The sequence below is a fragment of the Lysinibacillus sp. NPDC096382 genome (genome assembly GCF_044762845.1).
Lineage (GTDB): Bacteria > Bacillota > Bacilli > Bacillales_A > Planococcaceae > Lysinibacillus.
The window spans coordinates 390,811-408,786 of the sequence record NZ_JBIWFC010000001.1 but is presented as its reverse complement, the minus strand read 5'-3'; the positions used below and the strand labels follow the sequence as shown (position 1 = coordinate 408,786).

The window sequence follows — 17,976 nt, the reverse complement described above, 5'->3', positions numbered from 1 at the left end:
AGTTGTAATTTTAAATCAATTAAGTTTAAAAAATTAATTTGCGGATTTCAAGTGACATTTAACATATTAGTATGTAGAGCATGTAGGATTCTCTTCCTCAAATTCTGATTGTCTATATAAACGAAAAAAATGCCTTGCAGCTTATTATGTGCAAGGCATTTTACTTCATTACTTTTTTATCGAATACGTTTCTCCACAAGAAGCTTTAAAGCTGTACGTTCCTCACCAGCAATTAAAATATCGGCAAACGCCGGTGCGCAAATTAAATCTGTGCCACTTGGCGCTACAAATCCGCGTGCAATGGCCACTGCTTTCACGGCTTGGTTAAGTGCACCTGCCCCAACTGCCTGCATTTCTGCTTGCCCTTTTTCTCTGATTACCGCGACTAATGCACCTGCAACTGAATTTGGATTAGAGCGTGATGATACTTTTAATGAATCCACAATTATTCCTCCCCGTTTCGCGAATAGTGTTTACGCTCAACAACTCATGTCCCCCTTTTTTTGGACCTCAAGTTATTGTCGATAGGTCATTTTATGCTCGGTAAGAAGAAAATAGACTATTTTCATTTCTTATATATCAAAACAATCTAAAAAGACTGATATTTACAGTTAGAAAATTACTTTGTCATTGAAATAAATACGCCATTATAAATAACTTAGGGCTCCTTTGCAAAACGTGGGATGATTTCCGTTCCAGGCTACTCGCTTTCCTGTGGGCGAGCGCCGAGCCGCTTCCTTCGCTACGCTCCGTGCAGGGTCTCGCCTGTCTCGCTTTCCCACGGGAGTCGAGTAGCCTTCCACTCCAATCAACGATAGTGTAGAGCTTTTATAAGTTTTTATCGTTTCAAAAGTGAACACTATTGCTACTTATTATAATCGAAAAGAAAAGACTTATAATAGTGACACAATTGTACACCTGTTATTTCTGAACTTTTGCACAGACAAACCCCTTTGTTGAAGTTTCGTTTTATCACTATAAATTTTGAGTGACATGCCAGAAGGTACAAGCTTGTGAAATGGTTGGTTGGAGTGGAGGCTGGGCGACTCCTTGGGGATTAGCGATAGAGGAACGAAAGCTAAAACCATCACATCCTGTGATAACGCCTTCGTGACCAACATCGTGTTGGCCCGAGACACTGGAGCGAGCAACGCGAGTGAAGCGGCTCATAGGGCGCCCCCAGGAAGCTCTGCTCTGCGCGAAAGCGTAGCGTCCGCGGCAAATTTTTTATCTGTGCGAAAGCTAGCGACAGCAACAAAGCGCCCAGTCGGAGTGGAAATCAACCTCTCGTTTTGCCGAAGAGTCATTTTTTATTATGACGCTTTAATTGAATTAACAAATTTTCAAACAAAAAACTATTGTGCATTTTTTAACACACAATAGTTTCTCTTCTTATGCTTGGAACGGATAATCTTCGTTTATATATATTCGCTCACAATGTCGAGCTTTTCCTGTTTTATCATCAATCTCTACAAAGAAACCACTTAACACTTCGCGTCCTTTTTTAGGCACTTCAAAACGAGATGGCATGTTTGTTTGGAATTTATAAATGACACTTTCCTTCGTCATCCCTAAAATTTCATCGTATGGACCTGTCATACCAACGTCCGTAATATAGGCTGTTCCATTTGGATAAATGCGTGCATCGGCTGTTTGCACATGTGTATGTGTACCAACAACTGCCGAAGCCTTCCCATCTAAGTGCCATCCAAGTGCAATTTTTTCACTTGTCGCTTCTGCATGAAAATCCACGAATACAAGCGGTGACGTTTTATGTGCTTCTTCGATTAATTTCTCCGCCATCGCAAACGGATCTTCATGAGGAGGCAAAAATACTCGTCCATGTAAATTAATAACAGATAGAGTTGCACCGTTTTTTGAAATTTGCACCATTCCTTTACCTGGTGCATCATTTGAAAAGTTCGCCGGGCGTATTAAATAATCTGCATCATCTATAAAATCAAAAATATCTTTATTATCCCAAGTGTGATTGCCCATCGTAATAACATCAACACCCATTTGCAATAACTCATTATAAATATTACGTGTAATTCCGCGTCCTGCTGCTGCATTTTCACCATTGGCAATAACAACGTCTAGATTGTATTTTTTCTTTAAACGGGGTAAATATTTTTCTACTGCATCTCGACCGATTGAACCTACAATATCCCCAATAAATAAAACTTTCATTTTCATAACCACTCTTTCATTAATTAGCACCTTATATTTTACCACTAATTCAAAGTCAAACGCAAAACTATGTCCGTTCAGCGTATTAAACTGGTCTTGAAAAAGTAGGTACTCATACTCTTTCTCATTGTCTATAAAAAAACACCTAACAAGTAATTTAGGTACTTGTCAGGCGGACGGTACTGATTTCTATTTTTTCACATGATAATACTGGCTCTTATATTGTTTTTTTTGCAAAGTATAGTTATTCATGACGACCCCTAATATTTTCGCTTGTGCCACTAATAAGGAATTTTTTGCTTTGACAACACTAGATTTCTCAACTACTCCAGTATTAACAATAAGTAGTGCACCATCTGTTTTATTTGCTAAGATTTGAGCATCGGTCACAGAATTAACAGGTGGCGTATCAAAGATTATTACATCATAATACGCTATCATTTTTTCTATTAAAGTATCCATCATTTCTGAAGAAAGAAGCTCTACTGGATTAGGTGGGATCGGCCCACTAGTGAGGACAAATAATCCCTCAATAAACGTTTCTTGTATAGCCTCGCTCAAAGTGTCATTTTGTATCAATACACTCGATAAACCTGAAATATTAAGCAATTCAAATGTATAGTGCATTGTAGGCTTTCGCATATCAGCATCCACTAATAAAACTTTTTTTCCTTCTTGTGCAAAAACTATCGCAATATTTGCTGCATTCGTTGTCTTTCCTTCACCAGGGATAGATGATGTCACTAAAATTGTTTTACACGATAAATTAGGGAGTGCAAATTTCAAATTTGTTCGTATTGTTCGAAATTGTTCAGAAATGATAGAAGTTGTATGTTCGCTAGTCAATAATTTCCGTGGCATCATCGCTAATACTTTCTTTTTTTTATTTTTCATTTTAAACATTATGTGACTCGCCTCCCTCTTCTAGTAGAGATAGACCCTCTGCCTCCTTTTATTGAACTTACGAATCCTAATATCGGTAAATTCAATAGTTCTTCAATTTCCTGCTCAGTCTTTATTGTTGAATCGAAAAATTCTAGACTAAATGCAATGCCTGTTCCTAAAAGGAGTCCAAGGAGTCCTGAAATTGAAATATTTAGAATTTTTTTCGGCTTCACTGGTTGTGAGTCATCAGCTAATGTAGCTACTGATAGGACATTGATATTATCTACGTTCATCAGTTTTTGAATATCTTCTTTAAAGACATCTATTATCGTATTAGCAATCTCCACTGCTCGTGCTGATTGTTCATCAAGAACTTTTATAGAAACTACTTGTGATTTGTTTTCATTACTGACCGTAATTTTCTCTGCTAATTGTTCAGGAGATAATTCTAATTTCAATTCTTTAATCACTTTAGATAGAATAGCTGGGCTTTTTATAATGACATTATACGTATTAATTAATTGTAAATCCGTCTCAATTGAATACCCACCCGTATAAAGTTGTTGATCCGTATTTTTTTGGTTGATTAATATTTGAGTTTCAGCTTGATACACAGGTGTGATGACATAATAACTAAGATAAGCAGCCAATGCCATCGCCATTACGATTATCGATAGAATAAGAAGTAAACGTTTGCGTAAAATTTTCACTATCGCTTTTACTTGAATAGAAGTCTCCACCGAATAGATCTCCTTCCCCTAAACTGTCTAAATTTATGTAATGTAATGTCATGTGATATTCATAGTTAATTGTTATAGTAGCTATATTTAATATATAAATTTATGCCCTATGTTATTCCTAGATAGTGTCAATATTTAGTGAAAATGACTTCAAGACCTTTTTAGTCAGTTTTCTTTATGGATAAAAAAATGAAAAATGCTAGCGTAGATACAGCATTTTTTTTCAACAGCTGATAATAGAGCTTTTTTTTCAATGAAAATTTTATTGGTTTTAACTCGAGAACATGAGGGTAGTCATCAACAAAACTGACTATTTCTTCTTTAATCGCTCTTAATAAATGGAGCCCCTTATATGGGGAATCCTGCATATGAAGCGTTAAATTTACTAAACCTGAAAATACATATCCGTTAAAACTAGTTTCAATAGATGTAAAAATATTTTCAGCTACTAATGTCTCACGAACACGTTCATAGATTACATCATATTTTTCTCTTCCATTCATACGATAGCCTCGCGTTAATGATTGCTGTGTCAACACATTGTAATGATAAAGTTGCTGAGGCACATAACAAATTGCCTTACTCTTTGAGATAGCTTTTGTTATAAATAAAACATCTTCAGAAAAATTCATATCCTCTTCAAATCGAATTCCAAACTTATCAAGAAAAACTTTAGAATACAATTTGCAGCAAGCAAAACCGAAATGTTTTTCATTAAATTCAGTAAATAATAAATGTAAACATTCCTGAGGATCAAAAAGTTCATTTACTGTTGAGGGATAATTCAAACGGTTACCACCGTTTTTTCCATCTACAAAAACATCACATTTAGCTATTTTAGTTCCTGATTCTTTAATAGCGCTATATAAACGTTCCAACATAGAAGGCTCTATCCAATCATCCGCATCGACAAACGTAACGTATTGACCTCTTGCCTGGTCAATCCCTCTATTTCTTGCATGACTAACCCCACCATTTGCTTTATTATGAATGATAATTCGCTGATCTTGTAAGGCAAATTGCTGTAAAATAGAAAGGGATTCGTCAGTACTGCCATCATTAATCGTAATAATTTCGATTGGCTTTAACGTTTGTTGGCAAATACTTGCTAGACATTTCTTTAAATACGGTGCTGCATTATATACCGGTATAATGACAGTTACGAGGATTTCTGACCCCAAAATTTCATCCCTCCAGCTAGGCTGAGCATTTTCACTTTTCGAATCAAGTATTTTCTATCAGAAGCGGGAATGCCAAATGTGAACAAAGATATACCGAAAATAATACTGTATAAAGCAATATATAGTCCTAGAATGTACCAGGTATTTGTAAGTGGGAAAACAATAATAATGCCTTTCATTAAAAGGGACGCAATAACAATAGCTACGAAAAGCTTACTAATGCGTAGCCAAAATCTTTTAATATCTAGGTGTATTTTTTTTGCATAGTAAACATTGATAATACATACATTCCCAATAAATAATGATACAGCCGTTATAATAGCTGTTCCAATAACCCCGTAAAAATAGATGGCAGGAATAGATAGAATAATATTTATGCTAGCAAGTATGATTAATAATACCGTTCGAAACTTAAACATGTTTTTTGCCTTTAACACACTTAGCCCTATATTTTGAATTAAATCGACAGAAAAAGGCAACATGATGATCAGTACGATAGGATAAACAATTAAATATTCATCACCTATCCATAGTGAGATGAAAGTTTTACCAAATAAAAAAAAGCCACTTAGTACATAGCCAAGAATCATTAGCTGAATGGCACCAACATTGACAAATAACCGGTTAATCTCTATTAGGCCATTCGCTTGTGTCACTAACATTGAAATCTTTGGCAAATACAAATCACTGATTGCAAGTGCTAGTGCCATAAAAATCATAATAAATTGTATAGCAATCCCATAAACCGCTACATCTTCTGTTCCTTTAATAATCCCGAGTAATACTTGGTCAGTTTGCCAATAAATTTTGTCCACTATGACTGTCACAAATAGAAAAAATGAATAGACAAATATTTCTTTCATAAGACCAGAGTTATAACCAGAAAATATAAATCGTACTTTCAAAGTTTTCATACAGATTACAGAATTTATTATTAATACACATACATTTAAGCTAGCTACAATAAAAATCATCACCAATGCATCTGCACCTTGTAACAAGAAAAACAGCATCAGTAACGGTTGTACTATTACTTTTATAAATGAAGTTAAATTAATTAGTATGAATTTTTCATAGGCCTTAAGTATAGAAGAGAAAACACTTAATGGAAATTGCAAGGCAAAGCTTACGATCATCGCCATAACCATTACTTTTGCCTTTTCGATTTGCAAGGAAGATAAGCTTTGTCCAAAAATTGTCTCAACTTGGAAATACATAACACAACCAATGGCAAGGGTGAAAACACCTATAATCGAAAAAAGCCGCAGAAAAAAGCCATTTAGTCTAGCTTCCATCTCCTTATCGCCTGCTACTCGATTATTAGAAATATAACGAATAATTGCATTCCCTAAACCAAAATCTAATATAGTTAAATACCCAACAAAAACTGTCATTAATGTGTATAATCCGTATTCTTCTTGACCAAGAATTCGAATCATAATAGGGGTAAACACAATTGCCACAATAAATGTACAAAAAATAGATAAGTAAGAGAGAATAGCACCCATCCGAATTTCCTTCATTAGTCCATCTTGCCTCCACTAGTCCATTTATGGATTACACTTTACTCGAAAATCTTTGTACCATTTAATTTTTTACGTGTTTTATTTAACATATCAAAAGCATTCGGTCCAAATATTTTGTTTATTGCATATTTATATCGCATGACTTTTTTATGTCGTTTTTTTTGTTCTTCTGACAACCATGACCCATTAAAATGATGGATTGTAAAAGTATTAACAGTTTGGTTAATCTCTCCTGATTCGAAGTCTTTCGAACAGAAATATTCAAATGGATAAATGTGTAGATCGTCATCCAATTGGCTATGTTGATTTGACTCTGTAAATCCATATTTTTCTCTCGTTAAATCCGTAATGATGACAGTATTTGTTTGTTGGCCTTGTTCCGTATAAAAGCTTTTATCTTCATAATAATCCAGTAGCAACTTAATCCACGGATGCCCCTTTACTGCACCCATAATACCAGTTACACATGTATCACTACTTTCTCCGCCAGTAAATGCTCGATGGGATAAAAAGGGTGTTAACGATTGCACAACTTCTACATCTGTATCCAAGTAAATACCACCTTGTGTATATAGTGCATATAACCTTACATAATCAGCTACATAAGCATATTTTTTAGATTCGTAGGCTTCTTGTACAAATTGATTGGATTGAATATCAAATGATTTTTCATTCCATTCAATTAGTTCATAGTCAGGCATTAATTTTTGCCATGAGGCAATACACGCTTCAACTACCTGTGGGTAAGGATTTTCTCCAAACCAACAGAAGTGAATTTTTTTAGGGATCATTATACAATTTCCTTTCTGTTATGCAAATAAATTAATGCATATCACCTATCAAACTATCCCATTACTAATTTGATAAACTCTATCAGTTTTACCCTATCTAACAATAGGTTCCACTCTAGATAACTAACATCTGGCGTCACAAATTCAAAGCTATTTAAATTTGTCATCGTTAAGTTTGCTAAATTTCGGTGTAATTTAAAAAAGCGCCCTTGTGTTTTCTGTTCAAAATTGTTGACCCAAGGATAATCAGTCGAAACAATTTTCAAATCTAATGCGCAGTACTCGAGGAGCTTTGTTGAAGCTTGTAAATTAAAGGGGTACACATCTGGTATATAATTCAGCCCGTATTCTGCTTTTGACGCTAGAAGAGGAACTTCATGATAAGGAAGCGATCCTGAAAAGATAATATTTTTATAGTCTTTGAAAGATTTATATAATTCATTTGTTGGATTTCCTATTAATAAAATAGTGTTATCTTTTAAAGTTGTCGTAAAGGGCTTTAGCGCATGATCGATACCTCTTCCATGTCCCATATCACCAACATATACAAAATCGTACTCTTTTTTTGACGTTTTTATAAAAAAGTCTTTTGATATTCCCATATCTCGATGAATTTTTGGAATATTGCCCTTCATCTTTAAATCCTTTTCTACAAGTTCATTCAAAAATATGCGACCATGCGGTTTAATATTACATGTTTTTTTTACATAATTTTTCAACATCGCAAAGTGACCAATTGATAACGAATTATATTCATGGATAATCTTTGTCTCGCTTGAATATTTTTTAATATCTAAACCAGTAAATTTCCATAATAAATCTATATTGGCTATCGGAATTTCATTCATCTCCGCTGTTAAAATGGTTATAGCTTCAATATTATCCTGCTGATTTAAATATGCTGCATAGGCTGAAATTTCTGGTAAAAATGATTTTCCGCTATTGACAAATCCTATCTTCAAATAGATTATCCCTCCTTTTTACAAACGCTATTTTTCATTAAATTGGTCTTTTTACTATTTCTATTACTTTGATTCTCGTTTTATTCATATTTGAACTATCAATTATGAGTTTTATGATGGGTAAATGAATTGCCAGAAAGAACAAATAAAACGATCATTATCGGCGTTGTATAAATAATTATTTCCGTCATTGAAAGTAGAATATAGGTGATAAGTATTAAAAATGGTAATAGTTGTAGCATTTTCGCATACTTTACTTTTTTTTTGGCAAAAGAAAATGCATTCCATACTAATGTTGCTACGAATAATAGAAAAAATGTAACCGCCAACCAACCATACTGAGCTAATAGGGCGATAAAAGTATTATGTGCATCCAATTGGCCAACATGATAATTCTCTCCATGCCCAAATAATGTGGAATCTTTTATTATATTTTGCCAAATAGCCATTCGTCCATCAGATATATCAGCAGATTTTCGCTGAAATTTCCCTACAATATTTTGAACTGCTTCGTTTAGTATCGGAAATTTACTAAGACTAAAAATGAATATCATACTTAGTACACATAGAACTGAAACGAGTGCGCCTACTATTCTAATACTTGAAGTGTTTTGAATAGCTAACATGGTTATACTCATTATGACACCGATTAGTACGGTGATGGCAGCCGTTCTACTTTGTGTTAGTAAAATAGTATAAAAAACAAAAAAGAATAGGCTTACTAGGAATACGATTGTAACTTTTTTCGTATCAACCTGAAAATATTGAACAGCCCCAGCTAGTAATACGACTGCAAATAATGCCATGACCAATCCCATCATGTTCGGGTTGCTATAAATCCCCGCAAATGCGTTGAAAACAACTCGATTCATGAAAAAAGATAAGAGTAAAATAATGAGATGTGAGACACAAATACTAATTGCTAGCACATGTAAAGTAGATGTTTGAAAAGAGTTATATATAATCGATAACCCTATATACATCACAAGCATACATACAATATTCTTAAGTGATCCCATATCTGAATTGGCTAAAGTACTTATTAGCCCACAAATAATAAATAGATAGAAAAATAAATCGCTCACATACATTCTACGAATATTTTCGTTGCGATTATAGATAAAAAGGATGATTGGAAAGATGGAAAAAAAGACAGTAAAGTAAATTAGTATGGGTATTTCATAAGATAATGCACTAGAGAGTAGTAATACGCTCATACACATTGTTAGTATAAAAAACCGCACTTTCATCACCCCACTATTGCTTTATTTCGTTTTTTTATATTGTGAAAAGATGCCACCATTTTCTTTCGCTTATAACGATTGGCTCCGCAATTAATAGCTGCTTATTTTCTAAAACACGCTCATTGTTTTCAAGGAAAAGGTTGACCATATCCAGCTGTTTCATTTTCTCCAAGTAATCTAACCCAGCTTCAAAAAGCAGTGGTCTTGTAGACATATTATGGACATCTGAGCCATACGTATGAACAAGTCTTGCTTCTATTAAATTCATTGCACACTGTCGGGCTTTTTTCCCAAAATGCCCAGTAATGCTACCCGCTGTAATTTGTGCTAATGCCCCTTCACGAATTAATTGTTCAAGAAGTGCTACATTTTGTTGAATAGCTCTATTTCGCTCTGGATGTGCAATAATGGGTGTAATACCTGATGCTACTAATAGCCTAATCATTTCTTTACAATAAAAAGGTATCGTTTCCGAAGGTAATTCCAGTAATAGATAGTTTGAGTTTGCCAACATATGAAGCTGTTTAGTTGTGCTATATTCTAAAATATTTTCATTTATGTGCACTTCATGTCCAGGAAATATTTTGATTGGCCATGCTCTTTTTGCTATTTCTAGCTGTAAAGTATGTACTTGATGTAATACATTTTCATATGACACATCGTATATTGGATGTTTGGCATGAGGGGTAGTAATAATGGCTGTTATGCCTTGCATCACAGCATGTTCTATTATTTGCAATGACTCAGCAAGTTGTTGTGGTCCATCGTCAACTCCGTATAATAAATGACTGTGAATATCAACCATGCTCTTTCATCTCCCTATCCCAATTCATCACCTAAATATTTCCACCAATTTAGTGAAAATCTAATTGATTTTAAATAAAGGTACTTATTGTATATATGCCATTTCACGATAAATATGACAGTAGCTCACTTACAACCAAGTTACTAAAAAAACGCCTTTTACTCTATTTCGAGTAAAAGACGTTTCTGTATTACAATTATTTCGCATATTCCACGGCACGTGTTTCACGAATAACCGTTACTTTAATATGACCTGGATAATCAAGTTCTTCTTCAATTCGCTTACGGATATCTCTCGCTAAGCGATGTGAAGCTAAGTCATCAATTTTTTCAGGTTGTACAATTATACGGATTTCACGACCAGCCTGAATCGCAAAGGATTTTTCTACGCCATCATAGCTTTCAGAAATTTCCTCTAACTTTTCAAGTCTGCGGATATAGTTTTCAAGCGTCTCACTTCGAGCACCTGGACGAGCTGCTGATAATGCATCAGCTGCAGCCACTAATACCGCGATGACAGATGTTGCTTCTGTATCACCATGGTGGGAAGCAATACTGTTTATAACGACCGGATGTTCCTTGTATTTTGTTGCCAATTCCACACCGATTTCGACATGGCTACCTTCAACTTCATGGTCAATTGCCTTACCAATATCATGTAATAAGCCTGCACGGCGAGCTAATGCTACATCTTCACCAAGTTCAGCAGCGAGCAAGCCTGATAAATATGCGACCTCAATGGAATGTTTTAGGACGTTTTGTCCATAACTTGTACGATATTTCATGCGGCCTAAAATCTTCATTAAATCTGGATGTAAATTATGAATGCCAATTTCAAATGTTGTCTGCTCACCTGTTTCGCGGATTTGTTCATCCACTTCACGACGAGATTTTTCGACCATTTCCTCAATTCGAGCAGGGTGAATGCGGCCATCCTGTACAAGTTTTTCAAGTGCAAGTCGAGCCGTTTCACGACGAATCGGATCAAAGCCTGATAAAATAACCGCCTCTGGAGTATCATCAATTATTAAATCTATACCTGTTAACGTTTCCAAAGTTCGGATGTTACGACCTTCACGACCAATAATACGACCTTTCATTTCATCATTTGGCAAGTTCACGACAGATACTGTTGTTTCAGCAACATGATCTGCTGCAAAACGTTGCAGTGCCAGTGATAAAATTTCACGTGCTTTTTTATCTGATTCTTCCTTCGCACGTGTCTCAGCTTCCTTCGTCATCACAGCAATATCAGTTGTTAGCTCTTTTTCTACTTCTCCTAAGATAATAGCTTTTGCTTCATCTCTAGTTAAAGCAGAAATTCGCTCTAGCTCTGATTTTTGCGAGGCAACGAGCTCGTCCACTTTGCTTTCCATCTGTTCAATATGCTGTTGTCTTTCGCTTAGAGCTTGTTCTTTACGCTCTAAACCTGCTTCTCTCTTATTTAGAGCATCATCTTTGCGATCAAGATTCTCTTCTCTTTGCAATAAACGGTTCTCTTGTTTCTGAAGTTCTGAACGACGTTCACGAATGTCATTTTCTGCTTCAGTACGAAATTTGTGAGTTTCATCTTTGGCTTCAAGTAGTGCTTCTTTCTTCAATGCCTCCGCTTCTCGTTTTCCTTCTTCAACGATTGTTTCAGCGACATGTTTAGCACCAGTGATTTTTGAGTCATTCACTTTTTTCATGTAGATATAGCTAACAGCGGCACCAACGATGAGTCCAAGCAAAGCGGAGATGATAGTAATTCCATCCATATGAACACCTCCTCTTGCTATTTGGGTATTACAGTTTCAGTCGGCGCATACATCAATTTCGCCTTGGCATAATAATAGACATCTGCCAAAGTCTTCATTTAATAGATCTTCAAAAGCCATTATAAATGAAGTCAGAATGTACTGCCTATTTAAAGTCATAATTCAGAAATTATACATTTTTAATTGTATAGCTAGCCTTAAGCTCTGTCAAGGATAGTCGGGCATCTGTTCGCCCTCTCAAGAAAAAAAGTAAGTCATATCCATTAGGAGAATTAATTACCTAATACTTTTTACACTAACGCTTATTTTATCTTTTATCATTAATGCGTAGAAGCAGTACTTAGGAATTATTTTTATAAAAATGTCATTCATAACTTTCGAAGAATATATGGATAACCTAACAACAAAACGGCATTCTCCAGTATGTGTAAATAAAAAAATGCATTGCTCTCACTATAAAGAGTGGGAACAATGCATTTATATTATTCATCTTCAAGAAGAAGCTTTAATTCCTCATCCATATCTTCCTCTTCATCATGCGCAGCAATTGTGTAAGCTGAAGATGCAATACCGTAAGAAGCACGAATTTTATTTGCGATGTCGTCTAGTACTGCTGGATTTTCTTTTAAATATTGTTTAGCATTTTCACGACCTTGACCTAGGCGCTCATCACCGTAAGCATACCAAGAACCGCTTTTTTGAACGATGTCTAGTTCAACACCTAAATCGACTGTTTCGCCCTCTTTTGAAATTCCTTCACCGTACATAATATCAACTTCTGCTGTACGGAATGGTGGCGCTACTTTGTTTTTCACAATTTTAATTTTTGTACGGTTACCCATAATGTCATTACCTTGTTTAATGGCTTCTGCACGACGTACTTCTAAGCGAACGGAGCTATAGAATTTAAGTGCACGACCACCAGGTGTTGTTTCTGGGTTTCCGAACATGACACCGATTTTTTCACGTATTTGGTTAATGAAAATAGCAATCGTTTTTGATTTATTGATAGCACCTGAAAGCTTACGTAAGGCCTGAGACATTAAACGGGCTTGTAAACCAACATGCGAATCACCCATATCTCCTTCGATTTCTGCTTTCGGAACTAATGCTGCTACGGAGTCAATAACGATGATATCGATAGCACCACTACGCACTAATGCCTCTGCGATTTCAAGCGCCTGTTCTCCTGTATCTGGTTGAGATAATAGAAGTTCATCAATATTGACGCCCAATTTTTGTGCGTAAATTGGATCTAGTGCATGCTCAGCATCGATAAACGCTGCTTGTCCACCATTTGCCTGCACTTCTGCAATGGCATGAAGAGCAACCGTTGTTTTACCTGATGATTCTGGGCCATATACTTCAATAATACGTCCACGTGGATAGCCACCAACACCTAATGCAGCATCAAGTGCTAGCGAACCACTTGAAGATGTAGCGATTTCTAAATCCGTCTTTTCACCAAGTTTCATGATGGAACCTTTACCAAAATTCTTTTCAATTTGTTTTAACGCCTGTTCTAAGGCAGCTTTACGATCACTCATTCATTTTCCTCCTTTGAAAACTGTTCACTGTTTTTCTCTATCTCTACTATACTTGTTTTTGAGAGAAGACGCAAGAAAAAAGCGAACGTTTATTCGTTTTTCTTCAAAATAAAAATTTGGGTAACTTTCCATTACCCAAATTTCTATTTTCAACATATTTAACTTCTTTCAGCAATATTTTCTGTAGCGAAAGCAAAGCGTCAGCTACAAGTTTGCCGAGGAATAATTGATTAACGTTTTTTAAAGCCTCTTTCTTCCAAAAGTTGCATTAAATAATGACAAGTAAATTTCGCCGCGCGCAGTCGATTTGTATTGCGCATACCTGATAAATGAAGTAAATACGTTATTGGTTTATCATCGCCAATGGCAAGACCAATCCAAACCGTCCCCGCTGGTTGATGATCATGGGCTGTAGGACCTGCCGCACCTGTTAATCCAATACCAATATCCGTATCAAACTTTTTACGTACAGCACTAGCCATAGCCGCCGCACATTCACTGCTTACAATCCCATGTGTAGTTAAAAATTCTTTTGAAATACCGAGTTGCTTAATTTTAGCCTCTTCCGTATACGTAACAACGCCACCAACAAGGGCATCCCCTACACCCGGTATTTCAGCAAGTTCTGACTGAAATAATCCTGCTGTTAAACTTTCTGCTGCAGAAATTGTTAACTTATTGTCTAGTAACATTTCTACTGTTTTAGAGGCAAGAGAATCGTCATCTATACCGTATTGATAGTCCCCAACAAGCGCTTGAATCTCTGTTACCTTTGCGGCAATAAGATGCTGCGCTTCTAGCTCCGTTTCTGCTTTAGCTGTTACACGCAATGTAACCTCGCCGTCAGAAGCAAGTGGAGCAACAGTTGGATTTGTTTGCGAATCTAAAATATGTTGGACACGAACCTCAAGCTCCGCCTCTCCAATTCCATAAAAACGCATAACATGCGATGTAATTACCCCTCCAGCGTTTAACATCGCACCAAGCTTTGGCTTTGCTTCAAACTGGAACATTGGCTCAAGCTCTTTAGGTGGCCCCGGCAGTAAAATATACGTACGTTCATCCTTAGTTACTATCATGCCAGGTGCCATACCGTGATGGTTTGCAAGCACCTCACTACCCGCTAGTATTAAAGCCTGCTTACGATTATTATCCGTCATTGGACGTCCTCGTTTTGCAAAAAACTGCTCAATATTAGCCAGTGCGATATCATCAAATTCGAGAGAAACGTCCAGATGACGCGCAATCGTTTCCTTTGTTAAATCATCCTTTGTAGGCCCAAGCCCACCAGAGAAAATGATTAAATCAGCACGAGTCTCTGCAATGGAAATAGCCTCTTCCAAACGTTGTGCATTATCTCCAACAACAGTGTGATAATATACATTTATTCCCAACTCTGACAACTGACTAGAAATAAATCTTGCATTTGTGTTCGCAATCTGACCAAGCAATAACTCTGAGCCAACTGCAAGAATTTCAGCATTCATGACCCTCAAGACCTCTCTTATTTAGACTCAAGTAAGACACGTCGATTTAGATAGAAATAATCCCATCCAGACCATAGCGTAAAGAACAATGCAATATATAGCATAATTGTATCGAATGGAAGACCGATAAGTGTAAAAATTGTATTGTGTAAAAGTGCTGCACCGATGGCCACAATTTGAGCCCACGTTTTAATTTTGCCAAGCTGGTTGGCCGCAACAACTTCTCCTTCACCTGCCAATATTAAACGAAGGCCAGTAACTGCAAACTCACGACTAATAATAATGATTATTATCCATGCAGACGCCATATCAAGCTCTACCATTAAAATAAAAGCCGCTGAAACTAGCAACTTGTCAGCAAGTGGGTCTAAAAATTTCCCAAATGTCGTCACAAGATTGTACTTACGTGCATAAAAACCATCCACCCAATCAGTCGCTGAAGCAATAATAAAAATGAGTGCACCTACAAAATGATGAACAGGCATCGTCGCACCGAATAGTGACATTGTTCCCCAGCCAAAATCAAACATCATAACAATGACAAAAAACGGAATAAGTAAGATTCGAGAGATGGTAATTTTATTTGGAATGTTCATTTTTCTAACACCTTTCATGATGAAAGAAAGTAGTCATCGCTAGATGACTACTATTCTTTATTGAAATTGATGACGATGTTTTGCGTTACAATTTGCTGTGCATACGTTAAAGGCTCGTCATTAATGTATACTTTAGCTTGCGCTGAATTACCTAAGCGGATACGGGCGTAATTTTGAGATGTTGCGTCGAATTCTACTACTTCTCCTGCATTATATACACGAGTATCTGACAGTAATTCTTGTTGCTGTTGGTTACGAATACCGATAAATGTAGGACCTGATACTTCAATACGTATTTTAAATGCATCTGTACCTGTTAACGTATAAGAAGTTGTCGCACGGTCTGCTTCAATAACCCCAGCTGAAATCGATTGCTTAACCTCTTCCGTTTGCTTTTCGTCAGGTGTTTCCTCTTTTGAATCTGCTGAGTCTTGTTTGTTATTTGTTTGAGCTTTTTTTTGCTCTTTATCTTTTTCTGTATCTATTGGTTTTACTTTTGTATCATATTCTATTTCCGATGGAGTATCGCCTATAGCATCATCTGGCACTACTTTATTTTTAGACTGCATTAGCACCCAAATCACCACAATAATGACAATGATAAATAAACCAACGGTTATTTTCGGCATTGCCTCCATCATTTTAGTAGAAGGACCTTTCGAAACTTTTCTTCTACTTGGGCTACTCGTCATCGATTGACTTACTTGATTGTTTGGAGTACCTGGTAGCTCGCTTTTATAAGTTTCTAAAAGCTCCTCTGCGTCCAAACCAACAGCGTCAGCATATTGTTTAATAAAAGCTCGTACATAAAACGAACCAGGCATAATCGAATAATTACCCTCTTCAATACCTATTAAATAACGCTTTTGAATTTTCGTTATTTCTTGTAAATCGTCTAAGCTGTAGCCTTTAGACAGTCTCGCCTCTTTCAGTCGAGTCCCTAATTCTGCCACTCATAACACCTACTTTAATATCAAATTAAAAATTAAATCCACCAAATGAATTAGATTCGGACATCATTTGGCTTTTTTCCATTATTTCATACGTAATTTCTTCATCTGGGTGATGACGCAATTCAATGATATAATCAAAATCCTCTATCTTATATTCTGAATGCTGAACAAACATGTCTGGATGCTCGATGACCTTAATGGAAGGCATACTCATCATTTCACGCACTAGTTGCAAATGTCGCTCATCAGATGAACGACGTGTCACAATGCCATCTAATATAAAAATATTATTGTCACTGAATTCATCACCAGCAAGTTTATTGCGAACAGTCTGCTTAATCATTGTAGACGATAAAAAAATCCATTTTTTATTGGCACATACACTTGCAGCTACAATTGATTCAGTTTTTCCAACACGAGGCATTCCACGAATCCCAATAAGCTTATGCCCGTCTTTTTTAAATAGCTCAGCCATAAAGTCAACTAAAATACCAAGTTCATCTCGTACGAAGCGGAAGGTATTTTTTTCATCTGCATCTCGAGGAATATAATGACCGTGCCTAATGGCTAAACGATCACGGAGCTTAGGTTGTCGAAATTTGGTAACGTTAATATGTTCCATTGTCGAAACAATTGTACGAAAACGCTCAATTGTTTCATCGTTGTCTGTATGCACTAACATACCACGTCGATCCTCATCGACACCATTTATTGAAATAATATTGACACGAAGCATCCCTAAAAGTGAAGCAATATCTCCTAATAATCCAGGGCGATTCACCTGAATTTCATATTCAAAGTACCAATCGCTCAAACACACTCGTTCCCTTCCTATTAGTTAACGTAAAAAATCCTTTATAAGTTCCATCATAGCTGATTTTTTATGTAATGGAAAGTTAGAATACATGGAATTATGAGGTTATTTTTAAAAACTTACTATTTTTTTTTTCAACGTACGAAATAGGCTTACATACGTTCCCTTTTCTATGTAAAAATTGCTTTTTTATATAGAAAAAAGAGGAGATAACTCTCCTCTTTGTTTTACTGTACATGTTTATTTTGTACAAGTTTAACGACACAATTCGCCAGTGCGTGTTTTTCCTCTTCAGAGGCAACGCCCCATAAATCCGACAGCACTCGCTCTTGTTCATTTTTAGGATCGACATTTGTCGCCAAATATTCTCCAATTTGTACAGCAGCTTGTTGAATCATTTGCGATGGCATACCGCTTGATTCTGCTCGCATAACGTTTTGACCTAAAAACGAAGTCCATTTTTGCCAGTTTTCTAAAATAGTCATATGTTCCTCCTCCT

General features: G+C 36.1%; 17 protein-coding genes. All 17 read right to left on the bottom strand.

The annotated features are described in order from the left end of the window. Window positions 1–176 precede the first annotated feature (176 nt). Window positions 177–443 carry a stage V sporulation protein S gene (locus tag ACIQZA_RS01890; RefSeq protein WP_004224903.1) on the bottom strand — a complete coding sequence of 89 codons (267 nt, stop codon included), beginning with the start codon at window positions 441–443 and terminating at the stop codon, window positions 177–179. A 949-nt stretch (window positions 444–1,392) separates the two neighbouring features. Further along, the gene (locus ACIQZA_RS01885) at window positions 1,393–2,190 is read right to left on the bottom strand and encodes a TIGR00282 family metallophosphoesterase (protein ID WP_142507399.1); all 798 of its coding nucleotides are present in this window, start codon (window positions 2,188–2,190) and stop codon (window positions 1,393–1,395) included. Between the two features lie 189 nt (window positions 2,191–2,379). Continuing rightward, on the bottom strand, window positions 2,380–3,093 hold the full coding sequence (locus ACIQZA_RS01880) for a CpsD/CapB family tyrosine-protein kinase (protein ID WP_400934421.1): 714 nt from the start codon (window positions 3,091–3,093) through the stop codon (window positions 2,380–2,382). Further along, window positions 3,093–3,815, bottom strand: a complete 723-nt coding sequence (locus tag ACIQZA_RS01875; protein WP_402880034.1) for a YveK family protein — start codon at window positions 3,813–3,815, stop codon at window positions 3,093–3,095. Before ACIQZA_RS01875 ends, ACIQZA_RS01880 begins: the two co-directional genes overlap by 1 nt. A 161-nt stretch (window positions 3,816–3,976) precedes the next feature. After that, entirely contained in the window at window positions 3,977–4,996 is a 1,020-nt protein-coding gene (locus ACIQZA_RS01870; RefSeq protein ID WP_402880036.1) for a glycosyltransferase family 2 protein, read from the bottom strand. After that, entirely contained in the window at window positions 4,975–6,519 is a 1,545-nt protein-coding gene (locus ACIQZA_RS01865) for an oligosaccharide flippase family protein (RefSeq protein WP_402880038.1), read from the bottom strand. Before ACIQZA_RS01865 ends, ACIQZA_RS01870 begins: the two co-directional genes overlap by 22 nt. A gap of 41 nt (window positions 6,520–6,560) precedes the next feature. Next, window positions 6,561–7,313: a glycosyltransferase family 32 protein gene (locus ACIQZA_RS01860; protein ID WP_402880040.1), complete on the bottom strand. Its 753-nt coding sequence runs from the start codon at window positions 7,311–7,313 to the stop codon at window positions 6,561–6,563. 53 nt (window positions 7,314–7,366) lie between these two features. After that, window positions 7,367–8,275 (bottom strand): glycosyltransferase family protein, encoded by a 909-nt coding sequence (locus ACIQZA_RS01855; protein ID WP_402880041.1) that lies wholly within the window; start codon window positions 8,273–8,275, stop codon window positions 7,367–7,369. Between the two features lie 98 nt (window positions 8,276–8,373). Further along, window positions 8,374–9,360 (bottom strand): O-antigen ligase family protein, encoded by a 987-nt coding sequence (locus ACIQZA_RS01850; protein WP_402880043.1) that lies wholly within the window; start codon window positions 9,358–9,360, stop codon window positions 8,374–8,376. Window positions 9,361–9,553: 193 nt separating this feature from the next. Further along, window positions 9,554–10,324 carry a tyrosine-protein phosphatase gene (locus ACIQZA_RS01845; protein WP_400934409.1) on the bottom strand — a complete coding sequence of 257 codons (771 nt, stop codon included), beginning with the start codon at window positions 10,322–10,324 and terminating at the stop codon, window positions 9,554–9,556. Window positions 10,325–10,520: 196 nt separating this feature from the next. Further along, window positions 10,521–12,080, bottom strand: a complete 1,560-nt coding sequence (rny, locus tag ACIQZA_RS01840; RefSeq protein ID WP_142507408.1) for a ribonuclease Y — start codon at window positions 12,078–12,080, stop codon at window positions 10,521–10,523. 482 nt (window positions 12,081–12,562) lie between these two features. Then, window positions 12,563–13,627 carry a recombinase RecA gene (gene recA, locus ACIQZA_RS01835; protein ID WP_142507409.1) on the bottom strand — a complete coding sequence of 355 codons (1,065 nt, stop codon included), beginning with the start codon at window positions 13,625–13,627 and terminating at the stop codon, window positions 12,563–12,565. Between the two features lie 230 nt (window positions 13,628–13,857). Continuing rightward, a complete protein-coding gene (locus ACIQZA_RS01830) occupies window positions 13,858–15,114 on the bottom strand; it encodes a competence/damage-inducible protein A (RefSeq protein WP_402880045.1) in 1,257 nt (418 codons plus the stop codon). 17 nt (window positions 15,115–15,131) lie between these two features. Further along, entirely contained in the window at window positions 15,132–15,710 is a 579-nt protein-coding gene (gene pgsA, locus ACIQZA_RS01825; protein ID WP_402880046.1) for a CDP-diacylglycerol--glycerol-3-phosphate 3-phosphatidyltransferase, read from the bottom strand. A 50-nt stretch (window positions 15,711–15,760) separates the two neighbouring features. Next, entirely contained in the window at window positions 15,761–16,663 is a 903-nt protein-coding gene (locus tag ACIQZA_RS01820; protein WP_402880047.1) for a helix-turn-helix domain-containing protein, read from the bottom strand. A gap of 25 nt (window positions 16,664–16,688) precedes the next feature. Then, entirely contained in the window at window positions 16,689–17,477 is a 789-nt protein-coding gene (locus tag ACIQZA_RS01815) for a DUF3388 domain-containing protein (RefSeq protein WP_142507413.1), read from the bottom strand. Between the two features lie 227 nt (window positions 17,478–17,704). Then, window positions 17,705–17,962, bottom strand: a complete 258-nt coding sequence (locus tag ACIQZA_RS01810; RefSeq protein ID WP_132357376.1) for a DUF3243 domain-containing protein — start codon at window positions 17,960–17,962, stop codon at window positions 17,705–17,707. Window positions 17,963–17,976: the final 14 nt, after the last annotated feature.